The organism is Chlorogloeopsis sp. ULAP02 (assembly GCF_038404745.2).
In the GTDB taxonomy this organism is placed as follows: Bacteria; Cyanobacteriota; Cyanobacteriia; order Cyanobacteriales; family Nostocaceae; genus Chlorogloeopsis.
This window is the reverse complement of the sequence record NZ_JAYKTT020000011.1, coordinates 23973-47771: the sequence shown is the minus strand read 5'-3', so window position 1 is coordinate 47771 and position 23799 is coordinate 23973. Positions and strand designations below refer to the sequence as shown.

23 protein-coding genes, 1 other RNA gene and 1 pseudogene are annotated in these 23799 nt (G+C 41.4%); 13 read left to right on the top strand and 12 right to left on the bottom strand.

The window, feature by feature from the left end; translation table 11 throughout:
• Positions 1–18 precede the first annotated feature (18 nt).
• Entirely contained in the window at positions 19–201 is a 183-nt protein-coding gene (locus U2718_RS06750) for a hypothetical protein (protein WP_341996351.1), read from the top strand.
• Positions 202–363: 162 nt separating this feature from the next.
• Here the strand turns inward: U2718_RS06750 and U2718_RS06745 are convergent, their stop codons facing one another.
• The 4 genes from U2718_RS06745 to U2718_RS06730 all read right to left on the bottom strand — a co-directional run bounded on the left by U2718_RS06745 (position 364) and on the right by U2718_RS06730 (position 3599).
• Positions 364–681 (bottom strand): hypothetical protein, encoded by a 318-nt coding sequence (locus U2718_RS06745; protein ID WP_341996352.1) that lies wholly within the window; start codon positions 679–681, stop codon positions 364–366.
• Positions 682–764: 83 nt separating this feature from the next.
• Entirely contained in the window at positions 765–1391 is a 627-nt protein-coding gene (locus U2718_RS06740; protein ID WP_341996418.1) for a hypothetical protein, read from the bottom strand.
• 110 nt (positions 1392–1501) lie between these two features.
• Positions 1502–2485 carry a VCBS repeat-containing protein gene (locus U2718_RS06735; RefSeq protein ID WP_341996354.1) on the bottom strand — a complete coding sequence of 328 codons (984 nt, stop codon included), beginning with the start codon at positions 2483–2485 and terminating at the stop codon, positions 1502–1504.
• A 349-nt stretch (positions 2486–2834) separates the two neighbouring features.
• The gene (locus U2718_RS06730; protein WP_341996355.1) at positions 2835–3599 is read right to left on the bottom strand and encodes a hypothetical protein; all 765 of its coding nucleotides are present in this window, start codon (positions 3597–3599) and stop codon (positions 2835–2837) included.
• Positions 3600–3832: 233 nt separating this feature from the next.
• Between U2718_RS06730 and U2718_RS06725 the strand changes: the two genes are divergently transcribed.
• Together U2718_RS06725 and U2718_RS06720 are read left to right on the top strand one after the other, a co-directional pair.
• On the top strand, positions 3833–4357 hold the full coding sequence (locus tag U2718_RS06725) for a pentapeptide repeat-containing protein (RefSeq protein ID WP_341996357.1): 525 nt from the start codon (positions 3833–3835) through the stop codon (positions 4355–4357).
• 10 nt (positions 4358–4367) lie between these two features.
• Complete coding sequence (locus U2718_RS06720) at positions 4368–5045, top strand: pentapeptide repeat-containing protein (protein ID WP_341996359.1); 678 nt, start codon at positions 4368–4370, stop codon at positions 5043–5045.
• Positions 5046–5094: 49 nt separating this feature from the next.
• On the opposite strand, the pseudogene U2718_RS06715 reads toward U2718_RS06720, so the two are convergent.
• The 5 genes and pseudogenes from U2718_RS06715 to trxA form a co-directional block, all read right to left on the bottom strand.
• Positions 5095–5355, bottom strand: a pseudogene (locus U2718_RS06715) (MFS transporter); the annotation flags it as partial.
• Positions 5356–5458: 103 nt separating this feature from the next.
• Positions 5459–6520 (bottom strand): S-methyl-5-thioribose-1-phosphate isomerase, encoded by a 1062-nt coding sequence (gene mtnA, locus U2718_RS06710; protein ID WP_341996360.1) that lies wholly within the window; start codon positions 6518–6520, stop codon positions 5459–5461.
• A gap of 147 nt (positions 6521–6667) precedes the next feature.
• The gene (dxs, locus tag U2718_RS06705) at positions 6668–8575 is read right to left on the bottom strand and encodes a 1-deoxy-D-xylulose-5-phosphate synthase (RefSeq protein WP_341996362.1); all 1908 of its coding nucleotides are present in this window, start codon (positions 8573–8575) and stop codon (positions 6668–6670) included.
• A 271-nt stretch (positions 8576–8846) separates the two neighbouring features.
• Complete coding sequence (locus tag U2718_RS06700) at positions 8847–9527, bottom strand: S-layer homology domain-containing protein (protein ID WP_341996420.1); 681 nt, start codon at positions 9525–9527, stop codon at positions 8847–8849.
• A gap of 258 nt (positions 9528–9785) precedes the next feature.
• The gene (gene trxA, locus U2718_RS06695; protein WP_016873109.1) at positions 9786–10103 is read right to left on the bottom strand and encodes a thioredoxin; all 318 of its coding nucleotides are present in this window, start codon (positions 10101–10103) and stop codon (positions 9786–9788) included.
• 568 nt (positions 10104–10671) lie between these two features.
• Between trxA and fabG the strand changes: the two genes are divergently transcribed.
• Positions 10672–11436 carry a 3-oxoacyl-[acyl-carrier-protein] reductase gene (fabG, locus tag U2718_RS06690; RefSeq protein WP_341996421.1) on the top strand — a complete coding sequence of 255 codons (765 nt, stop codon included), beginning with the start codon at positions 10672–10674 and terminating at the stop codon, positions 11434–11436.
• Here fabG and U2718_RS06685 read toward each other — a convergent pair.
• Both U2718_RS06685 and U2718_RS06680 read right to left on the bottom strand, forming a co-directional pair.
• Positions 11405–11560, bottom strand: a complete 156-nt coding sequence (locus U2718_RS06685) for a hypothetical protein (RefSeq protein WP_341996364.1) — start codon at positions 11558–11560, stop codon at positions 11405–11407. The genes fabG and U2718_RS06685 overlap by 32 nt on opposite strands.
• A 1-nt stretch (position 11561) precedes the next feature.
• Positions 11562–12662, bottom strand: a complete 1101-nt coding sequence (locus tag U2718_RS06680; protein WP_341996366.1) for an MraY family glycosyltransferase — start codon at positions 12660–12662, stop codon at positions 11562–11564.
• Between the two features lie 158 nt (positions 12663–12820).
• On the opposite strand from U2718_RS06680, the gene groL reads away from it, so the two are divergent.
• The 7 genes from groL (at position 12821) to U2718_RS06645 (ending at position 20051) form a co-directional block, all read left to right on the top strand.
• Positions 12821–14482, top strand: a complete 1662-nt coding sequence (gene groL, locus U2718_RS06675) for a chaperonin GroEL (RefSeq protein WP_341996368.1) — start codon at positions 12821–12823, stop codon at positions 14480–14482.
• 293 nt (positions 14483–14775) lie between these two features.
• Complete coding sequence (corA, locus tag U2718_RS06670) at positions 14776–15921, top strand: magnesium/cobalt transporter CorA (protein WP_341996370.1); 1146 nt, start codon at positions 14776–14778, stop codon at positions 15919–15921.
• A 35-nt stretch (positions 15922–15956) separates the two neighbouring features.
• Complete coding sequence (locus U2718_RS06665; RefSeq protein WP_341996372.1) at positions 15957–16670, top strand: hypothetical protein; 714 nt, start codon at positions 15957–15959, stop codon at positions 16668–16670.
• 49 nt (positions 16671–16719) lie between these two features.
• Positions 16720–17155, top strand: an RNA gene (rnpB, locus tag U2718_RS06660) — RNase P RNA component class A.
• A gap of 73 nt (positions 17156–17228) precedes the next feature.
• On the top strand, positions 17229–17705 hold the full coding sequence (locus U2718_RS06655) for a GNAT family N-acetyltransferase (RefSeq protein WP_341996374.1): 477 nt from the start codon (positions 17229–17231) through the stop codon (positions 17703–17705).
• Between the two features lie 415 nt (positions 17706–18120).
• Complete coding sequence (gene rnc, locus U2718_RS06650; RefSeq protein ID WP_341996376.1) at positions 18121–18840, top strand: ribonuclease III; 720 nt, start codon at positions 18121–18123, stop codon at positions 18838–18840.
• Between the two features lie 92 nt (positions 18841–18932).
• Complete coding sequence (locus tag U2718_RS06645; protein WP_341996377.1) at positions 18933–20051, top strand: Gfo/Idh/MocA family oxidoreductase; 1119 nt, start codon at positions 18933–18935, stop codon at positions 20049–20051.
• Here U2718_RS06645 and U2718_RS06640 read toward each other — a convergent pair.
• Complete coding sequence (locus U2718_RS06640; RefSeq protein WP_341996381.1) at positions 19987–22032, bottom strand: sensor histidine kinase; 2046 nt, start codon at positions 22030–22032, stop codon at positions 19987–19989. The genes U2718_RS06645 and U2718_RS06640 overlap by 65 nt on opposite strands.
• 164 nt (positions 22033–22196) lie before the next feature.
• Between U2718_RS06640 and U2718_RS06635 the strand changes: the two genes are divergently transcribed.
• Both U2718_RS06635 and U2718_RS06630 read left to right on the top strand, forming a co-directional pair.
• A complete protein-coding gene (locus U2718_RS06635; RefSeq protein ID WP_341996383.1) occupies positions 22197–22877 on the top strand; it encodes a RibD family protein in 681 nt (226 codons plus the stop codon).
• Positions 22878–23083: 206 nt separating this feature from the next.
• Positions 23084–23677, top strand: coding sequence for an ACP phosphodiesterase (locus U2718_RS06630; protein ID WP_341996384.1), 594 nt, complete (start codon positions 23084–23086; stop codon positions 23675–23677).
• The last annotated feature ends 122 nt before the right edge of the window (positions 23678–23799 follow it).

The window sequence follows — 23799 nt, the reverse complement described above, 5'->3', positions numbered from 1 at the left end:
CATGGCAGTCCTTATTCCATGATGTCAGTGATTCTGATTGAAAAATTTGCCATACCGCTTTTCTACTCCAAACAAACAGTTGCGATCGCTGTTGGAAATTACCTCCAAGGAGAGGGGATTGCTGTTGTTGACAAAACTTCTTTTGCGAGTAGCTTGATTGCAGTTCTACCGCAGTTAGGACAAACTACGTCAGTCTCTTGAACTGGGGGCAATTTAACACATTCTGTTAATAATCCCTGCTGACAGTGATAGCACTCATAAAAAACTCGACTGGTTGGCTTATTGCAGTCAATAATTTTGATATGTTGACAAGCTTGGGGTTCTCCCTCTTGTGGTTTCCACGGTTTAGGCTTTTGAGGTTTACTAAAATCCGCTTCTTGCGGCTGCGGCTTTGGTGAAAACTTGGGTTTTTCCGGTTTCATATGCATAATTGTTCCCTCTAAGTTGAAAGTAGTTCAAATTGTGCTTGTCATCTAAGTTAGCGCAACAACCCTCCAGAGCAACCACAAGGTATGCCCCCATTTGCCCATGCTCAAACATCTGCGATCGCACTTTTGTGTAGCCTGAGTTTACAAATGTAAAACCACACGCTGATTTAGCAGTGTGGCGTGCTTTAGTATAGCGCTTTTGAATTAGGAGATTGAAGAAGAGAGTCCCGATGAAACAAGTTTCACCTGCCAAAGATGAAAGAGGTTGTTTCTCCTAAACTCCTAAACCCTCTTTCAAGACAGAGGACAGATAAATACATCCCAGACAGCACATAATTATTTTTCTCGAATCCAAAGTGCCAACCCACCTCCACGCCCACGAGCTGCAATTAAGTCTTCTGTCACTGCAAAAAAAGCAAAAAAGGGCAGTTTGGCTATAGATTGGTTGTAGAAATTCTCAGTCTGGGCTTTGCCGCGAATTTGTCCGTTGTAAACAACGCGGTTAAATAAACTGACTTGGATGTGAGTAAAGTCAAACGCTAGTAAATTTTTCTTACCTAAATATTGAGCTGGGCCTGTCAGTTTTATCAACACTTGGGCTAATTTAATCTGATTTTTAATTTCCCCTGGAGCTGGAATTTCTTCTGTAGGTTGTGTTACTGCACTAAAAGCAATATAAGCTGGAGTAAATTTGGGCCAATAAAAACCCTTACCCAAAATAATTCCTCCTCGCTTTTTAACTTTACGAGTTCCAGTAGCAAAGCACAATCGCCATTGACCAAGTAAGGATTCAAAAGCATATGTCAGTCGTTGTTGCTTGGCAGCTTTTTCTGCTTGTAGTAATGCATCTACCAGTACACTAGGAGAAGGACGTTCCTTGTGTTCTCCTCTGTACGCATTTGCAGCCTGTGCTAGTACTGCTAAATGATTAGAAGCATCCAGTGATCTTAAATCAGCCGTCATAAAGGCACTTAATTTATATTTACGATAAATTCTAACCTTCATTTTTGGCTATCTATCAAGGAAGAGCGATCGCCCTTTTCCAATCAAAAGCTAAAAAGATTCTTTCCTACTCAAAACCAAGCTAGCCAATTGGTTGGAACTGTTTGTACAAAAGCTGCATTTTGAATAGAAGTTCCATCCATTAACCAAATAGCATTTTCACCAGTATTTAAGTTACGCCAGAATATATCTGTCTTACCATCACCATTGAAATTGCCTATACCGAGCGACCAATCAGTTGGAACGGTTTGCACAAAAGCTGTATTCTTAATAGAAGTTCCATTCATTAACCAAATTGCATTTTCACCAGTATTTAAGTTGCGCCAGAATATATCTGTCTTACCATCATTATTAAAATCACCAATATAAGGGAACCAAGAACTAGGAACAGCTTGGATAGAGGCGGTACTATTAATATTTGTTCCATTCATTAACCAAATTGCATTTTCGCCAGTATTTCTATTGCGCCAGGAAATATCAACCTTCCCATCACCGTTGAAATCAAAAACACCAGCTATCCAAGAAGTAGAAACAGCTTGAATTGAAGTTGCATTATTAATAGCTGTTCCATTCATGATCCAAATCGCATTTTCTCCAGTATTGAAATTTCGCCAAAAGATATCTGTCTTCCCATCACTATTTAAATCACCAATGTAAGGAAACCAATAATTAGGAACAAGCTGGACATTAGTTTTACTAACAATATCAGTACCATTCATGATCCAAATAACATTTTCACCAGTATTAAAATTTCGCCAAAAGATATCTGTCTTACCATCACCATTTAAATCAGCAGCACTAGGAAACCAAGAATCAGGATCAGCAAACCTTGCGTAAAACACTAAACTATCTACAGAAGTTTCATTCATTAACCAAATTGCATATTCTCCTGACTCTCTATTTTGCCAGCCTACATCACTATTACCGTTACCATCAAAATCATGAAAAATCCAAGTTTTCTCAAGCAAGGGGTTGGGATTTTTTGCCAGTGATAGAGATTGAATTAAGAGTATCAAGCCTAAATTGATTATTCCTAATAATCCTAGTTTTTGCATAGTTACGGGATTAATTAATTAGGGAAAAACTACTAGTAGCTAATAGTTAAAAAATAATTAGCTACTAAATGTTGTTCATGTAGTATTTAGGCTTGCTATATCTTAATATTTGAATTTTATGATTTTAGTTTTTAAACTAGCCAAATATCTGACTTTACATATATCTATACTGAAAAAATAATGAATTCGTATGTAGCCACTAAATGAGCGAGTTATCTTAATCAGCTGAGGGATTTATACAACAAAGAAATAAGTATTTAATAAGAATAAAATAAGAACTTAGAGAGATTAGATATTTATAAGTATTAAGTAAATAATCCTTTCCCTTTGTGTTGTGATTTCCACTAACCTAAGCCCGCAGTGCTGTATCTGTTGCTAAACGTCCATCTTCCATATGCAGAATGCGATCGGCAATGTCTAGAATCCGGTTATCGTGAGTAACTAATAAAATTGTGCTTGCTTGCTCTTGTGCCAACTGCTGCATAATTTCTACTACATCACGACCAGATTTACTATCTAGTGCTGCTGTTGGTTCGTCTGCTAGTAATAGTTGGGGTTCACTTACCAAAGCACGAGCGATCGCTGCTTGTTTCTCTGCTGTTTGAGTGCGTAGTTGAGCTTCTATGCGAGCAATGTTTGCCTCTTGTGCTGCTATTTCTGCTGTTTTAGCCTCTCCTGCCTTGAGTTGGGCAAGTTTAGCTTGCTGCACAGCCAGATATTGTTTTGCCTCAGCTAATGCCGCCTGCTTTTTATCCATGCCTTGGAGAATGGCAATTACTTGCCCGGCTTTAACTTTGTCACCTTCATTCACCAGCAATTTGTCTACACGACTATCCTGGGCATTGGCAACCGATAATTTTATTACCTCTCCTTTTGGCTCCAGTCGTCCTAGAGCAGTGACTTTTGTTTGTTCTGCTAGGCTTGGAGTAGGAGTTGGTATTACTTTAGGTGTTTCTTTTTGAGTAATAACATAAACAGTAGCCAAACCAACACAAGCGATCGCCACTACACCAGCAATCCAAATTGTCAGCTTTTTCCTACCCTTTAATTTTGGAACTGCGACTGACTCTAGGGGTGGTGGTTTTTTTGAATGTTTGTCTGGAGTGAGAACCATAATAGATTGCTGCCAGTCTCAATATTTTCTAAAATCACTCGTAAACAGATTTTAAGAATCCTGCTTGTGGTTCAACCAATTGGATGAAAATAAAAGTGAGATAAAGTTCCTTTTTCACTTGTCCCACCTAAAGTTGTAGAAAAACAACATGAGGAACTTGTGAAGAAAGTCACACAAGTAAAACTCAAGTTGTCAGCGCCGTATCTATTGTCAAGATTGGGAATGATTAAGTTATGGATGCGGATGATTTATTGGGACGTTACGCTGCTGGCGATCGCGATTTCAGCAGTACAAATTTGAGTGGAATTAACCTAGCTCAGGAAAAATTAAGTGGAGCGAATTTAATTCGTGCTAACCTCGCCAAGGCAATTCTCACTGGAGCCAATTTAAGTGGTACATTCTTGGTGGCGGCTAATTTAGATCAAGCCAACCTTAAGGGTGCAACTTTAATAGTCGCTAACCTCAATGGAGCAGATTTAAGTAGAGCCAACTTAAGTGAAGCTAACTTGAGTGAAGCGGTTTTGAGTGGTGCAGTATTGCAGAAAGCAAACTTGTCAGGTGCTATTTTGCAAGGCGCTATTCTAGCTGGTGTGAACTTGATGCAGTCTAATCTCCAAGGTGCTAATTTGCAGGGAGCCAATCTTTATGGCGCAGATTTACAGGAAGCCAATCTCAGTACAGCTAATTTAACCCGCGCTAATCTACGGGGCAGCAATCTGCGAGGAGCAATCATGCCTGATGGCAGCATTCATGAATAGGCAGGTAAAAATGAATATAGATGAACTATTACAGCTATATGCCGCAGGAGAACGGAATTTTCCTGGATTTAGCTTCAATGGAGCAAGCTTATATCAAGTTGATTTACAGGGAATTAATCTTAGGGGTAGCAAATTAATTGGTGCTAATCTCAGTGGTGCTAATTTAAGAGGAGCAGATTTAAGTCAGACAAATTTAATTGGAGCGAACTTAAGCGGTGCCAATCTCATGCAAGTTAATCTGAGTGAGGCTGATTTGATTGGAGCTAACTTGGGAGGAGCCAAACTGGGTGAAGCCAATCTTGTGGGCATGACTTTGAGTGGAGCTAATCTCAGTGCTGCCAATTTAAGTGGAGCGAACGCAAGCCAAGCATGTCTTCAGGGAGCAAACTTAGCTAGTGCTGTTTTGAGTGCTACTTTAGTAGAAGTGAATTTAGAGGGAGCAAATCTCAGTCATGCCAGTTTAACTGAAGCTGATTTGCAGCAAGCGAACTTGAGTGGAAGCAACTTACTAGGGGCAAACCTTTGCAGGGCTAAACTATATCAAGCAAATTTGAGCGGAGCAAATTTACATGATGCGAACTTGAGAGAAGCAGATTTGAGGAGCGCTAATCTTCAAGGAGCAAACGTGAATGTTGAGAGTTTGCAAGAAACCTATCTTCAGGGAGCGATACTTCCCGATGGTAAATAGAAGGCAGGGGCAGTCCCGATGAAAAAATTTCACCGCCAGGTATGAAAATTGCCAATAATAACATTCGCGCTAATCCCATGCGACTGCATAGAAGACTGCTAGCCAATGCTGCAAATATGTAGCCAGAAACTTGACTGATAAAAAGTAAAGTGATGGTTGCAGAAGTCAGGTTAAATGTTGCTTGGATTGAGGGGATTAGAACACCCAAACCTCCCTCGGCGATCCCAATTGCGATAAAAGCATAGAAAGATAAAGCGATACCAATCCAGGCTCGATTGTTGAAATGCGATCGCTTTTTCCCTTCTGTCATGTGTCTCCTGCTTCTACTTACTAAGCACAAAAAATAAGGCTTGGTTTTCCTTAAAAAATTTTGCCAAGTCCTTGTAATGCTCTTACTATTCAAAAATATCGTGCTAAACCGCTTGCTTTTCCTGCAAGTGTTTTAATTCACCAGGAGCAAATGTGCCTTTCTCCGTAATGATTCCTGTAATTAATTCTGCCGGAGTGACATCAAAAGCTGGATTATAAAATTCTGCCCCAGATGGTGTCACAATAGTGTCGCCAATTTGGTAGATTTCTGCGGGATCGCGCTCCTCAATAGGGATTTGACCGCCATCAGATAAAGAAAAATCTATTGTCGAAAGGGGTGCAGCTACAAAGAAAGGAATATTATGAGCCTTAGATACTAGTGCTAAACTATACGTACCAATTTTGTTAGCTGTATCTCCGTTAGCAGCAATTCTATCAGCACCCACTACCACTGCATGAATCAAACCCTGCTTCATACAATGGGCAGCCATGCTATCAGTAATTACCGTAACAGGGATACCTTCTTGCACACATTCCCAAGCAGTTAGTTTTGCACCTTGCATTCTGGGACGAGTTTCGTCAGCAAACAGTCGTGCCAACCGTCCCTCTCGCCAAGCAGAACGCACTACACCTAAAGCAGTACCATAACCAGCAGTTGCTAGCGCCCCAGCATTACAGTGGGTAAGCAAAGTTAGCTTATCTGGATGAGAAGGTAATACCTTTAAGCCATGATCACCGATCGCCTGACAAGTTTGTAAATCTTCGGCGTTAATAGTTTGAGCAGTTTGAAAAAGAGCTGTTTTGATTTCGTCTACAGTACCTATAGTTTCATAGGCAACCTTCATCATCCGCGAGATTGCCCAAAACAAATTTACTGCTGTAGGGCGAGTAGAACGTAGCATCTGTGCTACTTTCTCTAAGTAGTTTAAAAACTCATCACGGTTGTCTGTGTGAATTTCCACTGCTCCCAGATAAATTCCATAGGCAGCTGCTACACCAATAGCCGGCGCACCTCGAACAATCATAGTTTTAATTGCCACTGCCATATCTTCACTGCGGCTAATTTCTACAAATGCATATTCACTTGGTATCCGGGTTTGGTCAATGAGTGAAACAGCGTTGTTATGCCAAATAACCGGATAAACTTGGTTGGTAAGGGAATTCATGGAAGAGAATTTAATTAAATTTTTTAGATAGTAACGTTAGCAATTCTACTAGTTCTCGCGTTTTATCTCACGCACCATCCCAGATTTTTGGTGCGTTAGGACTAATGTCCATAACGCACGCTACTGAATGTAACTAAATTGTGAGTTTTAACTTACAACAGATAACTGTTGTTGAAAGAAAGCTTCCAATACCCTCTGAGCTATTTGTGGGCTAGTTAAACCTAATTCTGCTTTAGATTCATTAGGTTCTGCGTGTTCCACAAGAGTGTCTGGTATACCGATCCGCTTGAGTGGAACCATAATGTCCGCATCTAACAGCGCCTCTGCCACCGCAGAACCAAAACCACCCATAACACAGCCTTCTTCTAAGGTGACAACACGCCCGATTTTCTTAGCCAATGGGAAAATTAATTCAGTATCTAGAGGTTTGGCAAAACGGGCATTAATTACAGTGGCTTGAATACCATGTTCGCTGAGAACTTCTGCCGCTTGCAGAGTTGGATTTACCATTGTGCCATAGCTGACCATCAACACATCATCACCGTGGCGGAGAATTTCACCTTTGCCAATTTCCAGAGGTTCCCAGCCTTCTTCCATTAAAGGAACACCGTAGCCATTACCACGGGGGAAGCGCATGGCGATCGGCCCTTTCGTATAATCAATACCCGTGACAATCATGCGTTGTAGCTCGGCTTCGTCTTTTGGTGCCATTAGTATCATGTTGGGAATGCACCGTAAGTAAGCTATATCATACATACCCTGATGGGTGGGGCCATCTGCACCAACAATTCCCGCTCGATCTATACAGAAAAATACAGGTAAGTTTTGGATACAAACATCGTGAATAATTTGGTCGTAGGCGCGTTGCAAGAAGGTAGAGTAGATCGCCACAACAGGACGCATACCTTCTGTTGATAGTCCGGCAGCGAGAGTCACAGCGTGTTGTTCGGCAATCCCCACATCAATATATTGATTTGGTAACTTGGCTTGCAGTTTGTCTAAGCCTGTTCCTGTAGCCATTGCTGCTGTGATCCCGATAATTTTTGGATTTTGTTCAGCGAGTTTGACTAAGGTATGAGCAAAAACTTTCGAGTATGCAGGAGGTTTGGGTTTGTTGGAGGGAACAGCTTTTCCTGTGGTTAAATTAAAGGGAGATTGGGCATGATAGCCTACTTGATCTTTTTCGGCAATTTCGTAGCCTTTACCCTTCACTGTTGCCACGTGTACTAAAACTGGGCCTTGAATTTGGTGTGCCTGTTGGAAGGTAGCAATTAATTCTTCTAAATTATGTCCATCTACAGGCCCCATATAAGTAAAGCCAAGTTCTTCAAAAACTGCCCCCACTTTCGGAACAGCTAAACGCTTCATCCCTTCTTTGATGCGTCCTAATTCGGGAGAAAGCGACTCACCCACAAAAGGAATTTGTTTAAATTGTTCTTCAAAGTTATCCTTAAGAAACTGCACCGGGCCACTTAAACGCATTTTGTTTAAGTAGCGGGGAATGGCTCCAACATTGGGAGATATAGACATCTCGTTGTCGTTGAGGACAACTAACAAGTTAGTTTTTGGTAAATGTCCGGCATGATTAATGGCTTCTAATGCCATACCACCAGTCAATGCCCCATCACCGATAATAGCTACAACTTTAAATTTTTCTCCTTTTTGATCTCGCGCTAAAGCCATGCCCAAGGCAGCGGAAATACTGGTTGAAGCGTGTCCTGCGCCGAAATGGTCAAATTTATTTTCGCAACGCTTAAGGTAACCAGCAATGCCATCCTTTTGCCGCAGCGTATGGAAACGGCTGTAACGTCCTGTAATAAGTTTGTGGGGATATGCCTGATGTCCTACATCCCAAATCACTTTATCGCGGTCTAAATCCAGTGTTTGGTAAAGCCCTAGCGTTAACTCTACAACACCCAATCCCGGCCCCAAGTGTCCTCCGGTGGCTGCTACTGTTTGTAGATGCTTATCCCGAATCTGGCGGGCAATTTGTTGCAACTGCCGGATCGACAATCCATGCAACTGGTTGGGATGAGTGATTTCGCTCAGATGCATACTATAGCGTTTTCCTCTCTAGATTTTATATTCTGATTTTCCCATGCTCCTTTGGCTGAAAAACAATTTTGAAGTAGGTGAAAATAAATAATCGTTATTATTTCATTATGTTAAACCACTCCTATTTTTGAAGATAGGGGACAGGAGATAGGGGACAGGGGATAGGGAAGAGATTTTTACACAGCAATGTAGAGACGCGAAATTTCGCGTCTCTACACCTCACCAAATCTCACTCGAAATCTTTAACTGAACCGTATTGGTTCACTAACCACTACTTTTCCATGAGACTATTGGGTGCAGGAGGTGCTTCCGGTGTTTCGGATTGTGGCTGTTGTCTGTGTAAATATTTACTTAATACATAAGCCATGTCACCACGTGTCATAGGTTTTAAAGGAGAAATATTGCCTTGGGTATCTATATTCAGAAATCCTTCAGTTGCGACGGTAGCGATCGCTTTTCTTGCCCAAGTTGGAATAGATGCGGCATCGGGATATGGAGTAAGTATTTCCTGAACAGTTTCATCAGAAAATTGAAATACCCCGTACGCTTGAGCAAAAATTGCTAAAGCTTCTGCTCTTGTCACCCTTTGATTGGGAAAAAATAAATTTCCTCGATAGCCTTTCATAATATCCGTTTTCAAGACTAGCTGAATATCATTAAATGCCGGGTGAGAAGAAGGCACATCTGTAACTACAATATTTTCTTTGCTGGCTGCTTGTCGTTTATCCAGTCGAAATACTCTCACCATCGTTGAGGCTAATTCTGCTCGGTTGAGAATTTTTTCTGGATGAAAATTGTTATTTGAATAATTAGTCATCCAGTTGACAGCAATTAACTGTTGAATTTGATGCTCTGATGGCTGTTTGGAATCTGTTTGCACTTGGGCATCAGCTTTTACTGGAAAGTATTGAATTAAAGCTACTAAGGACAGAACACTTAAAAATCTACGCATCATAACCACTTCATTGCTGTTACTATATATTTCAAAAACTAAACACTAAAAGTTAACACCCACTCTGGTTTAACCTGATCCGGAAATTCAGCAGACTTGCTTTTGGATCTGATGACGGATTGGTGCTGATTGATGTTGCGTAGCAGCTTAATTTTAAAGAAGGCAGACAAAATAAATAAGAAGTAGGAAACAGGGAACAGATGAGTTCAATTTTTCTGTACCCTGTGACCCGATATTAAAAATAATTAAATTTTTGGGTTAAATCAAAGATTCTAGACGTTGCATTAAATCTGAAGATTGTAATACCCCCTCAATTCGTTCCACTGGTTTCCCCTGCTTGAAAAGTACCAAAGTTGGTAGAGCATAAACTTGATAATCATTAGCTAACTGGGGATATTTCTCAGTGTCAATTTTTACAACCCTTATCCGCCCTTGGAGTTGAGCATTGACTTGCTCTAAAATTGTGGCCATCATTCGACAAGGCCCGCACCATTCAGCGTAAAAATCTACCAGTACGGGTACATCAGAACCAGACAGCATCTCCTCGAAGCTGTTGAATTGCTTTTTAGTAGACATGTAACACACACTATTTTGCTATAGTTTGATTTTAATGGTAGTTCTTGCTAGAGAATAATAGGTTTAAAATCATTTTGTTTTCACCCTTTTTAAGGGTCTTCCTTAAATCTCAGTACTTATAGAAGTAAAATCAATTTAAACAGCTATTAACTGGACTCATAATTCACAATTCTTCACCAAAAAAGAACTCAGAAAGCAGTAGTCAGAATATTCTGGAATCTAAGTTCTTTGCTCGATTGAATTTAATATTTATTAATATTTCTTTTGAGAAGTTTTGTCTAAGAGAAGCGAAGGGAATTAGAAATTTGTTGTGATTGTTTGTTTTATATGTCTTAACTAACAAAAGAAACGCTTTTTCCTCTCCTAAATCCGTGTTTGTTCACAGCAGCCGCACAGGCAGCGCTCTACCCACTATAAATAGAACAAACAAGTCAAACCCTCTTTCCTACCCGCGCTCTTGCGCGTAGCGATTTCTGCCTTCTGCCTTGTCTCAAAGCTGGTTTTCCACGTAACCCCCAAGGTTTTATGATGATTAGCGCTGTGACTTACAATGCTGAGAAGTAATTTTATGGGAATGTTGCCAGAAAATTTACAAACCTTACAAGGTAAAGTGGCAATTGTGACAGGAGCTTCGCGGGGGATTGGGCGAGCGATCGCACAAGAATTGGCTAATTATGGAGCTAATGTAGTTGTCAACTATGCCAGTTCTAGTCAGGCAGCAGAAGAATTAGTATCAGAAATTACAAAATCTGGTGGTAGTGCGATCGCCCTGCAAGCTGATGTTTCCAAAGCCGATCAAGTAGACGCTTTGGTAAATGGCGTGATGGAAAAGTTTAATCGCGTTGATATTTTAGTCAACAATGCAGGTATTACTCGCGACACTCTGCTTTTGAGGATGAAGCCAGAAGACTGGCAGGCGGTCATCGATCTCAATCTGACTGGTGTTTTCTTATGCACTCGCGCTGTGAGTAAAATTATGCTCAAGCAGCGATCGGGGCGAATTATTAATATCAGTTCCGTCGCCGGACAAATGGGTAATCCCGGACAAGCCAACTACAGTGCAGCCAAAGCAGGTGTTATTGGCTTTACCAAAACTGTCGCCAAAGAATTAGCTTCTCGGAATGTTACTGTTAACGCTGTTGCTCCCGGTTTTATCGCCACCGATATGACCAGTAACCTCAATGCTGAAGATATTCTTAAATACATTCCCCTTGCTCGTTACGGTCAGCCAGAAGATGTTGCTGGCATGGTACGCTTTCTTGCTGCCGATCCCGCGGCAAGCTACATCACGGGACAAGTTTTTAACGTTGATGGCGGGATGGTGATGGCATAAATACCAAAGTGGGGAAAGGAAGACGCAAAGACAACCAGACGCGGTGACGCCCAGAGAAATGAGGACAAGGAGACAAGGGGAGAGAACCTAATTCACAATTCCCCGTGTCCTCTTCCTTCCCCATGTCACTTTGTCCTCGTGTCATTTTCAGTTGCTCGCACCTTTTGCCAAACAGTAAAGCCTAAAAGGATAATGATGCTTACAGTGGTAGCAAGCATCACTAATAAACTCATGCCTCTAATTCTCATTGCCATCCAGTTACACACCAAAGTAATTGACCAAAGGGTGAGCGCGGCGTAGCGTTGAGATAAACCCCAAGCTAGCAAGCGATGGTGCAAGTGGTCTTTACCAGGGGTACTCATCGGATTTTTCCCCGCCAGGAGACGCCGTACAAACACTTGCGTAGTGTCCAGCACTGGTAAGAGCAAAAACAAAACTGGAGGTACTAAGGAGAAAACCGTAGTTACTTGCAAATCGCCGATAATAGTTGTTGCTGCTAGGACATAGCCGAAAAAGTATGCTCCAGCATCACCCATAATGATCCGTGATGGGTGAAAGTTGTGTCGCAAAAAACCTAGTGCCGCTCCTCCCAAAGCTGCTAAAACTAACGTCGCAGCAGCCCAATTAGGAAATTGTGCTGACACTGCTAATAAACTCATGGCAGTAATAAAGCTAACTCCTCCTGCCAAGCCATCCATACCGTCCATTAAGTTGATGGCATTAGTGATTCCCACCACCCAAAGCACTGTCAGTAAAATCGAGAGTAAAAAGTCTATGGGAGTGCCGAAAGTAACTTGAATACTGATGCCATTGGCGACCAACAGCAGTGCTGTCAGGATTTGTACCAATAGGCGGACAGTGGCAGGTAAGCCGAACTGATCGTCGATAAAGCCTACAAGCACCAATATGGAACCACCTAAGAGAATTGTCAGCACCTGAGCCAATACATTTTGGAGTTCAATCGGTCTTAAGAGGCTAGCTAGCACCAATGCTGCTATTACTCCCGTATAAATAGCCAAACCACCTGCATTTGGCAAAGGTTCTCGATTTAGTCGTCGTGCATTTGGTTGATCAGCCCAACCAACCCGCAAAGCAAATTTACGTACCGCCGGAATTAAACGCCACGTTACAACCCAAGCCAATAAAAATGTAAATACCACTGCTAACCAGCCGGAACCGCTAGGGTCAGCAATACCAAGAGCCTTAAGGAAGCTGTATATATTCATTTGTCGCTTCCATCATCACTGACTGTATCCAACATCAGCATCAAGTGTATACTAACCATTTTGTTCTCACCATCGGGGAACTGAAACATTCTGCTTGTTAGCACTCTTTGTCTGTGAGTGCTAAATTGTCTAATGGAAGAGCTCGCAAGTTGATAAATATGGCTAAGATTATTGCATTTGACGAAGATTCGCGGCGGGCATTAGAAAGAGGCATTAACGCCCTTGCTGATGCTGTGAAGATTACCTTAGGGCCAAAAGGTCGTAACGTCCTTTTAGAGAAAAAATTTGGTACACCGCAAATTGTTAATGATGGTATCACCGTTGCCAAAGAAATTGAGCTAGAAGATCCCTTAGAAAATACTGGTGCTAAACTTGTCCAAGAAGTTGCTTCTAAAACCAAAGAAGTAGCTGGCGATGGAACAACCACGGCGACAGTGCTAGCACAGGCGATAATTCGGGAAGGTTTGAAGAACGTAGCTGCCGGGGCAAATCCAGTCGCGACACGGCACGGAATCGAAAAAACCGTTGAAAGGCTAGTGCAGGAAATTGCAGCAGTAGCCAAGCCTGTTGAAGGTAGTGCGATCGCTCAAGTAGCGACGGTTTCTGCTGGCAACGATGAAGAAATCGGGGCTATGATTGCCGAAGCAATGGAAAAAGTCACTAAAGACGGTGTGATTACCGTAGAAGAGTCTAAGTCTCTGACAACCGAATTAGAAGTGGTTGAGGGGATGCAAATTGATCGGGGTTACATTTCGCCCTACTTCATCACCGACAACGAGCGGATGACGGTGGAATTTGAAAACGCCCGCATTTTAATTACCGATAAGAAAATCAGCAGCATTCAGGACTTAGTACCAGTCTTGGAAAAAGTAGCCCGTTTGGGTCAAGCGCTGCTAATTATCGCTGAAGATGTAGAAGGCGAAGCTTTAGCAACTTTGGTGGTAAATAAAGCGCGGGGTGTGCTGACAGTTTGTGCAATTAAAGCACCTGGATTTGGCGAACGCCGCAAAGCGATGTTAGAAGACATTGCCATCCTCACCGGTGGACAGCTAATTTCTGAAGAAATTGGTTTAAGCCTGGATACAGTTTCTTTGGAAATGCTGGGAACTGCCCGGAAAATTTCGATTGACAAAGAAACTACTGTCATCGTCTCTGAAGCTGCACAGACACAAGATGTGCAGAAGCGCATTGGCCAAATTCGCAAGCAACTACAAGAAACCGATTCAGAGTACGATAAAGAAAAACTGCAAGAACGGATTGCCAAGTTAGCTGGTGGTGTAGCCGTGATTAAAGTAGGTGCAGCCACAGAAACTGAACTTAAAGACCGCAAACTCCGAATTGAGGATGCCCTCAACGCTACCAAAGCCGCTGTAGAAGAAGGAATCGTGCCTGGTGGCGGTACGATGTTAATTCATCTGTCTACAAAAATCGACGAAATTAAAAATAGCCTCAACGACGAAGAGCAAATTGGTGCTGAGATTATTAAGCGATCGCTAGATGCTCCGTTGCGCCAAATCGCAGATAACGCTGGTGCTGAAGGTTCTGTGATCGTTGAAAAAGTGCGTTCTACAGAATTTAACGTCGGTTACAATGCCGCGACTGGGGAATTCCAAGACTTAATTGCTGCGGGTATTATCGATCCCGCTAAAGTTGTACGTTCAGCCTTACAAAACGCTGCTTCCATTGCCTCTATGGTATTAACCACAGAAGCGATCGTGGCTGAAAAGCCTGAGAAAAAACCCGCAGGTGGCGCTCCCGACATGGGCGGCATGGGTGGCATGGGTGGCATGGGTGGCATGGGCGGCATGGGTATGATGTAGCCCTAGCTTGTAAAAAAGGAACAGGGAATAGGGAAAGAGATTTTCATTCCCTTGTTGTGTGATTTATCACATGACCATCTAGTTTGTGTATAAAAATATTTGCGTGCAGCAGTTTGTCTTAAAATCAGACAAACTGTTTTTTTATAATATTTTGCTATTTACAGTAAAACAGAGTTATTTATAAATATCGAACTTAGTTGACATCCCTCGCTTACAAATTTTAGGTAAGTACTCAGACAGAATTAATTACACCATTGTTTTCCTGTCCCCTGTTCCCTGTTCCCTAAAAATGTATGTTCAACAGAATTCGCCGCTTTTCTGCAAAAGTCACTAAGCCCGATTCGGATACGGAAGACTTCTATCATGAACCTGGTACTTTACCAGGAACCATTATCATTGATGCAGATGCATCGCCATCGGTAATAGAGTTAATTGACTACGATCAAATCAACGCTATCCACAAGCAAGTTGCAACTCCAGAAGAGTGCGCTGCTTATTTAGATACGGAGTCAGTATCTTGGGTAGATGTATCGGGTTTAGGCAGCGAAGATATCTTGCAAAGACTGAGAACAGTTTTTGATTTACATCCTTTGGTGCTAGAAGATATAGTCAATGTGCCAGAACGTCCCAAAGTAGAGGATTATGAAGACCAATTAGTCATTATTGCGCGGATGGTAATGCCTAAGAAAAAAAGTAATGGCTTTTATAGTGAGCAAGTAAGTTTAGTGTTGGGAAAACATTATTTACTTACAGTTCAAGAAGAGCCAGAACGAGATTGCTTTGAGCCAGTGCGATCGCGCATTTTCAAAAATAAGGGTATAATCCGCAAACAAGGAAGCGATTATTTAGCTTATACTCTCTTAGATGCAATTATTGATGGTTTTTTCCCGGTTCTTGAAGATTATGGCGAACATATCGAAGATTTAGAAGAAGAAGTAATAGTTCGACCAACCCGTAGAACTCTCCTAAAAATATATAAAGTTCGGCGAGAATTACTGCAATTGCGTCGCGCTATTTGGCCTCAACGAAATGCAATTCATTCTTTGATTCAAGATGGTAATGAATTAATTAGTGATGAGGTACGAATTTATTTGCGCGATTGTTACGACCATGCAGTTCAAGTAATGGATATGGTCGAAACCTACCGGGAACTTGCATCTGGTTTGATGGATGTATATCTTTCAGCGGTGAGTAACAGAATGAATGAAATTATGAAATTCCTAACAGTAATTTCTTCTATTTTTATTCCTCTAACTTTTATCGCTGGTATTTATGGAATGAATTTTAATACAGAAAAATCACCATATAATATGCCGGAATTAAATTGGTATTGGGGTTATCCACTTTGTTTAGCACTGATGGCAGTAATCGCTGGTGTTTTACTATTCTTTTTCTGGCAAAGAGGATGGCTGGGAAATACTTCAAGTATTGATGATTAAAAATTAAATAAAATAACTATAGGGAGCTTATGTAAATGATGGCAAGGGATGATGGTAGTAATTTGATATTTTTGACGCTGTATATTATTGGCGTCACTTATACTTTTAATAGGATGATTGATTCTATCGACGATAAAATTAAATATATCTTTAATAAAGCAGCCGTCGATGAACAATTAAAAGAAAAAAATCTCCAAGACGATATTGGGATTTCTTTTAAACTCAGTCCTTCATATGACATGGATGAGTTGAAGGAATTGTCTGTAAGCATTGAGAATAAATCCCAAGATTTAGCCATATACGTTGACTGGGACAATTGCTCTTTAGTAGTTGATTATAGTAAGCAATCACGACGAGTTATTCGCAAATCCCCAGACTTAACTCGCGATTTAGCTGTTCCCCAAAGTCCTAGTCTAATTGCCCCAGCCAAAACATTTTCAGTGGCAGTAGCAGCAGAAGATGTCTTCCAACGTGATGCTGCCACAGGAACTTACAAAGTTAACATCCCTTTGATTAATGTTAGCGCGCTAGGAAAAAGCCCTGTCAAAGCACAAAAGGTTTTATTCAAACAATTTATGGACGGTAAAAAAACCTTAGAATTTTCTTTACAACTAGTATTAAGGATATCTGAACTGCGCGTAGGTATATCTCCAGGTGAAGATAAACCTCCTATGTGCATTGTCAACTGTCCCTTCACAATCAAAAAACTACCTTGGTGGTATGCCCTTCCTTGGAATAAAAGGCGGTAATTGCGACTTGAATTGGCAATACCATCCAAGACTAAACTGTATATTAGGAGAGAGTTGGCGCAGGTGGTTGCAGATCAGTTCAATTATGGCTGATTTGAGGAAAGTCCGGGCTCCCGAAAGACCAGACTTGCTGGGTAACGCCCAGTGCGAGCGATCGCGAGGATAGTGCCACAGAAAGATACCGCCAAAATCAGTGAACAGTTATCAGTAAACAGTGAACAGGAAATACCTGATAACTGAGAACTGATACCTGATAACTGAAAAAGGTAAGGGTGCAAAGGTGCGGTAAGAGCGCACCAGCAGCGTCGAGAGGCGCTGGCTCGGTAAACCCCGGTTGGGTGCAAGGCCTTTAGGAACTACGGTTGGTCTTTTACCAGTTCCGCATCAATAGAGCCGCTAGAGGCGTTTGGTAACAAGCGTCCCAGATAGATAACCACCCTCTTGATAAAAGAGAACAGAACCCGGCTTACTACTAACTCTCTCCCTTCATCATGGAGTATTAATTTTTCTAAGTTTATGCTCCATTACTTTTGGTCACACAGTTTTCTTGGTCAAAAAATGCGAATTGAACCATACGATCCGAGTCAACTTGATGCCGTCATTCGTCTATCGCTTCGGGCATGGGCTCCGGTGTTTGATTCGCTTCAGAAAGTGATGGATCTTGATGTATACCAAGAATTTTACCCCGATTGGCGTGTCAGCCAGCAAAAGGCTGTCGAGGAAGTCTGTGCCGCAACGGAAACAAAAGTGTGGGTTGCGATCGACTCTGGTTCAACTGTAGGCTTTGTAGCTGTGAAACTCCACTCTGAGAGCAGCTTAGGAGAAATATACATGATCGCCGTTGATCCAGACTCTCAACGTCGAGGAATTGGCTCCGCTCTGATAGAATTCGCTCTTCATTGGATGAAAGTTGCTGGGATGTCGGTTGCGATGGTCGAGACTGGAGGCGATCCCGGCCATGCCCCGGCACGTTGTACCTATGAAAAGATGGGTTTCGGGCTGTTGCCTGTCGCCAGGTACTTCAAGAAGTTGTAGGTACAGAGGGCTTGAAAGCGCTTAGATTTCAGTCATATCCGTATTGATTCATAGACTTAATTGAGAACTTCTTTAAATTTAAAAGTCGGTTTTTGACTGTGTTAAAGAAAAGAGGTTTGTATTTGCGACATCTCCTCAGAGACAACATGAAGAGATATATATAGGCTATGGCAATTTTGAGTAAACTTAATTAATAGTCTACTTGTACAAAAAATGTAATACACATATTACCTGTAATATAAGCCAATAGCTCAAAATTACTATTAATTTGTACAAAATTTATACGTTGTAAAAAAGAGTAAGCAAAAATGCGTTTAATATTTTGAAGCTGTACGTTACCCGGCTTACTATTTACTTTCCTTAATTTTTGTCCTTTGTGAATGACCAATAACTAATCACTCTTGACTAAGAACTGATGACCCTAGCTTATCCCCGCCGTCAACGACAACTCGAAAGCTTAGTCAAAAAATTTGGTTTGCCAGCCCAAGCACCGATTAAATGGCAACTATTGGACTTAGCGCTGACTCATCCTACTGTCTCTGAGTCAGCAAATTATGAACATCTTGAGTTTGTTGGTGATGCGGTGGTGCGCTTGGTGGCGGCAATCGTGTTATGGGAGAATTACCCCGATTGCCCGGTAGGAGATTATGCGGCTATTCGTTCGGTGTTGGTGAGCGATCGCATTCTTGCCCAATTGGCTCGCTCCTATGGATTGGAATTATATTTACTTGTAGCTGGTAGTGCTACTGCTGATAAGGTTGGTCAACAATCGCGACTAGCAGATGCCTTTGAAGCAGTTCTAGGAGCGCTTTACCTTAGCACTAACAATTTGGATCTGATTCGTCCTTGGTTAGATCCCCACTTTAAAGAACTAGCAGCAGAAATTCGCCTCGATCCAGCCAGACTTAACTACAAAGCTGCTTTGCAAGAATGGACTCAAGCCAACTTTAAAGTTTTACCTGAGTATCGGGTTGTAGAAATCAGTCAACCACAGACAAATCAAGACCGTTTCATTGCTCAAGTGTGGTTGCACGGACAAAAACTTGGTGAAGGTAAGGGACGCTCGATCAAAGCTGCCGAACAAGCAGCAGCAAAAGTTGCGTTTTCAGCTATTGATACTCAGGATAAACACTGAACTCTAAAAGTAATAAATAAGCTGATAATTCAATTATAAGAACTTATTCATTAGCCATTAACAAATGACTAATGACCAATAACTAATAACTAATGACTAATCAAATTCAAATCGCCGTCGTCGGTATTGGACGATGGGGCGTACATTTGCTACGGAATTTTTTAGAGCATCCGCAAGTCAAAGTAGTGGCAGTCGTAGATCCAAATCCGGAACGCCTGGTCACAGTTAAAAGACAGTATAATTTGGATGATACTGTATTATTAACAACTGAATGGCAAGTAATAAAGTACGTTATAGGTTTAGAAGCAGTAGTAATTGCTACTCCTGCTAGCACCCATTATTCGCTAATTATTGATGCCTTAAATTGGGGATATCACGTTTTAGCCGAAAAGCCTTTAACTCTTGATCCCAGAGAATGCTGGCAACTCTGTCAATTAGCAGAAAAACAGCAACGTCAGCTCATGGTAGATCATACCTATTTATTTCATCCAGCAGTTGAACGAGGGCAAGCTGTAGTTCAGGGGGGAGAATTAGGTGATTTACGCTATGGCTACGCCTGTCGTACTCATTTAGGGCCTGTTCGTCAAGATGTGGATGCACTTTGGGACTTAGCTATTCACGATATTGCCATTTTCAACTCTTGGCTAGGACAAATGCCTGTGAGCGTGCAAGCAACGGGTAGAGTGTGGCTGCAACAAGAGGACACAGGGACGCGGGGACATGGGGACGCGCGGAATAGTTTTGATAATTTATCCGCGTCTTCCGAGGTGTCTCCCCCTCTTTCTGACTTAATCTGGGCAACCTTAACTTACTCAAATGGGTTTCAAGCCTCTATTCACCTTTGCTGGCTCAATCCTGATAAACAGCGACGTTTAGCAGTAGTGGGTAGTCGTGGTAGTTTGATTTTTGATGAGATGGCAAGTGCATCACCTTTAACTTTGCTCAATGGTGAGTTTGAGGTGCAAGAAAACCAATTTATTCCTGCAAATCAAAGCCAAAAAGTACTACAAATCGAAACCAGCGAACCATTAAAACGAGTTTGCGATCGCTTTATAAATTGCGTCTGTAATCAAACTCCTTGTGTGGTTTCGTCTGGTTGGGTAGCTACAGAACTTGTGCAAATTCTCGCTGCTTTGACAGAATCTCTCAACCAGGATGGCAAACCTGTTTTTCTGGACAAAAATTGTTATTTATTTGCGAATTTTGAGTAAAGTTATCAAATGTTTCCACTGTTTCGTTCTCGTGTGTGGGTAAATGTCCCTTATTTCCAACACTATCTAACTCCACAGGAGTTTCTACTTTCCCTACTTGCTCTTTGTTGATGCAAGAAACTGACAATGATACATCTATCAATGGTAAGATTATTTTTACCACAGTACCTTGAGTTAGACCTGCACTTTCAAGAGTAATGCTGCCTCCCATCAGTTCTATTAAGTTTCGCGAAATTGCCAATCCCAATCCAGTACCACCAAACCTGCGTGTCGTAACGTCGTCAACCATCACAAAGGGACGAAATAGTTTTTGCTGTTGGGAGGGATCTATACCTATGCCTGTATCTTTAACAGCGACAATCACTTGAGATTTACTATCTATTTCTTGAATTTCTGTTGTAATAGTGATGCTTCCATCTTCAGTAAACTTAGTGGCATTACCGACAATATTAATTAGTACCTGCTTGAGCTTGGCGGGATCGGCATTTACTAGAATAGGTTCGCTTATCTGCTGAGAAATATTTAACTGCAAGCCCTTTTGTTGAATATTTACTGATTGCAAATTAATGACATCTTTTAGTATTTGTTGGAGGTCAATCGGTTCTAAGCTAACTGAAAGTTTACCTGCTTCTATCTTAGAAATGTCGAGTAGATCGTTAATTATGCCTAGCAAGTGAATTGCGGTTTCATCAGCACGCTTGAGAAACTCCATTTCTTCTTCACGGCTGTCACACATATCATCACGAACTAGGCGAACACAATTAATAATAATATTTAATGGATTTCTCAACTCATGAGAAGTTGTAGCTAAAAATTGACTTTTAGTTTGGTTAGCAGTTTTGGCTTCTTGCCAAGAAATTTCGACTTCTTCTGCCCAAGCTTTGAGTCTTTCTACCATTTGCTCTAATGCTTGTCCTAGTTGATTAAACTCCTTTATTTGGAAGTTGTGCGGTACTGGTGTAACAGTGTGGTGACTGTGGAGATTTAAAGCATAGTCTCGTAGTTCTTCGACAGGAAGCGCTAGGCAACGGGCTAAATATAACGAAGCTAATAAACTCGTACTAATTAAGCCAATTGTTAAAGTAAAAAGAATAAATTTGATTTGTCTTAGCCCATACAAAGCATCATTGAGGTTAGCCATCGCTAAAATTACCCATTTTTGTTGCCCTCCTTTGAGAACTGGGCTATCAATAGCGGTATAGCCAGCAAGTAACTCTTTGCCGTCTTTTTTAAAAAATAAATGCAAAAAGTTTTGTTTGCCTGCGATCGCATTTTTGACTATATCTTTTAGTCGTGCATCATCCAGGTGTTGTGTAATACTTGTCCCGATATGATTTGCATTTGGATGTGCTAAGATTCTGCCATCTTCATCAATAACTACTGTCGAGCCTGTTAATAATCCAGGTTGATTGTGAATTTGTTCGTTAAACAATACTGATTTAAAAATTAAGGTGTAACGCCATTGACCATCACTATCGTAAACAGGTGCTGATAATAATAATTTCAGTTTATTTTGCCCATCTGTTTTGTCAGTTACACCTGGGATTTGTGACAGAATTGGCTCTACGGCAAATCCATCAGTAAATAAAGAAGATTTACTTTCACTGATTGGTTCATCACCACAAGTTGTAGCTACAACCTCATTGCTTTGCGGATTTGTTAGTTGCATGCACTCAATTTGCTGGAGTTGCTGTCTAGCTAACTGAGTGAGAAATTTTTGCATTTGTGCAGGCGTTCCTGACTGGATTACCTGTGTTTGACTAATACTGAGCAAATTAACTTTTGAGGCTGCGATCGCGTCAACAATCTTTTCGCCCTTGAGGATGGCGCTTTCTGTTAAGTTTTGACGAGCAGTTTCCAACAAACCGTAGCGTGCCTTTTGATAAGCAACTATCTCCCCAATCAATAAAATTGGAACAGACAGCAGCAAAATTTTAGATACTAAAATCCGGCGAAAGGATGATTGACGGTGCATAGCCATCGGCACTCTCACTTGGCGCAATCCACAACAGCAACGAGATGCGATTAGACTAGCTAATCTAAGTTAAGCGAAAAAAATTACTCTTGGCAATTTTTAAACATAAATTAAACATAAAATAGCTTAATAGTAAAAAGACGTACAGTCTACAAAAATAGAGAGCAAGGGTGCAGTATAGACCTTATACTACAGTAGTTTTGGCCATGAGTGCAGATGGCAAAATAGCAGATTTTAGGCGATCGCCTGCTCGATTCGGGTCAAAAACCGATAAAGCTCATCTGGAAAAACAGGTTGCTGCCTCTGATGCCGTTTTATTTGGTGCTGGAACTCTACGCGCTTATGGTACAACATTAACCGTAGCAAATCCACAGCTTCTGCAACAAAGAATACAAGCAGGTAAAACCTCGCAGCCAATCCACATAGTAATTACACATACTGCACATCTAAATCCGGAACTACGATTTTTTCAACAGCCTGTCAGCCGTTGGTTAATCACTACAAAACCAGGAGCAGTTTTTTGGCAAAAGCGTCCAGAATTTGAGCGTATCTTAGTCTTTGAAACAGCAACAGAAAAAATTGACATTGCAGTTGCTCTACAACATCTATTAACTCTGGGAATAGCAAAATTAGCGGTATTAGGAGGAGGTGAATTAATCGCCTCAATGCTGGAATTAGACTTAATCGATGAATTTTGGCTAACTGTCTGTCCTTTGATTTTAGGTGGGGCTAGTGCGCCTACACCAGTGGAAGGCAAAGGATTTTTATCGCAAGTAGCTCCCCAGTTACAACTAATAGAAGTTTGTACCTCCGAGCAGGAAATTTTTCTCAATTATCGCATTAGGCGATGAAGAAAAGGCAGAAGCCAGAAGCCAGAAGTCAGTCTCTATGAACTTTGTACACCACCAAGTATGAAAGAGGATTCTTTCCCCTACACCCTTGCACCCCCATACCCATTTTCAAGCTAGAAGGGAAATCGCTATATTTCTTCCCTGTCCCCTGTTCCCTGTTCCCTTGCCTAAATAGATAATTTATTTTGCACGACTACTTATATAAAATGAATTGGTTAGCTCACTTGTTCCTGTCTGAATGTAATGATGAAATTCGCTTGGGTAATCTACTGGCTGATTTAGTGAAGGGATCGGCACGTCAGAATTTCAACTTTTATCTTCAGCGTGGTATTAAATGCCATCAAGCAATTGATGTATTTACAGATTCTCATTTGATCGTTCACCGCAGTAAACAGCTAATTAGCTCAGAATATAGACGATTTGCTGGCATACTCGTAGATATTTTTTACGACCATTTTCTAGCAAAAAATTGGTCTGTGTATTCTAATGTACCTTTGGAAGAGTTTACAGCCCAGATATACGAGTCGTTTCAAGCTTATCAAGGAGATCTACCCACAGGTGTGAGGAAACTAATTGCTTGTATGGCAGCCGAAGATTGGTTGGTAGGCTATCGCAGTTTAACTGGTGTAGAAAAAACTTTAGAGAGAATCTCCAAAAGAATATTAATGCGGATGAACAAGTCTTTCGAGTTGCAATACGCGATTAAAGAACTTACAACCCACTACAATAGCTTGGAAGATGACTTTCTAGAGTTCTTTCCAGAATTACGGGAATATGTACAAAACTGGTGTTGTGCTTAGTGTAAATAGGCACTAAGGGCTAGGAAAAAGCAGGGGAGCAGAGGGGCTTCAGGTGCAGGGGGAGAGGTGCAGCAGGGGAGGCAGTGCGCCCTTGCGGGTTAAGAGACTTGTAGCAACTGCCG